General features: G+C 73.6%; 1 protein-coding gene. It reads left to right on the top strand.

Translation table 11 applies throughout. The features are described 5' to 3' along the window. Positions 1 to 56 precede the first annotated feature (56 nt). The coding region (locus CCN33_RS30665; RefSeq protein WP_208622019.1) for a pseudouridine-5'-phosphate glycosidase at positions 57 to 885 on the top strand (829 nt) is incomplete at its 3' end.

Here is an 885-nt window from a genome sequence, read left to right as displayed (position 1 = left end):
ACCAGCACCACGCGCCCGCCAGGAATGAGGGGAGGCGACTGACGGGAGGCGGGCGCGTGGTGCTGGTGTTGTCGGAGGAGGTCCGGGAGGCGACGGGCACCGGACGGCCGGTGGTGGCCCTGGAATCGACGATCATCGCGCACGGGCTGCCACGCCCGCGCAATCTCCAGGTGGCGCTGGAGCTGGAGGACGTGGTCCGGCGCGAGGGGGCCGTCCCCGCGACGATCGCCGTGCTCGACGGAAAGCCCCATGTCGGTCTGGACAAGGGCCAGTTGGAGCGGGTCGCCAACGAGGACGGCATCCGCAAGCTGGGCCACCGGGACCTGCCGCTCGCCATGGCCGCCGGGGCGAGCGGGGCGACCACGGTGTCGGCGACGGCGCGGTTGGCCGCGCTGGCCGGCATCCGGGTGTTCGCCACCGGCGGGCTGGGCGGGGTGCACCGGCAGTGGACGACGACCCAGGACGAGTCGGCCGACCTCGGGCTGCTGGCCCGGACCCGGATCACCGTGGTGTGCGCGGGCGTGAAGTCGATCCTGGACGTGCCGGCCACCTTGCAGCGGCTGGAGACGCTGGGCGTGGCCGTCGCCGGTTACCGCACCGAGCGGTTCCCCGGCTTCTATCTGTCCGACTCGGGGCATCCGGTGGACTGGACGCTGCGGGACCCGGAGCAGGTCGCGGAGGTCATGCGGGCACAGGACACGCTCGGTGGGCCGGAGTCGGCGCTGATCGTGGCCAACCCCGTCCCGCCCGGGCAGCAGCTCGACCCCGAACTGCACGCGCGTGTCCTCGCCGAGGCGCTGCGCGCCTGCGAGGAGGAGGGGATCACCGGCCAGGCCGTCACCCCGTTCCTGCTCGCTCATCTCGTCCGGCACACGGACGGGGAGT

This window comes from Streptomyces recifensis (assembly GCF_002154615.1).
Lineage (GTDB): Bacteria > Actinomycetota > Actinomycetes > Streptomycetales > Streptomycetaceae > Streptomyces > Streptomyces griseoluteus.
This window is presented reverse-complemented; position numbering and strand designations above follow the sequence as displayed.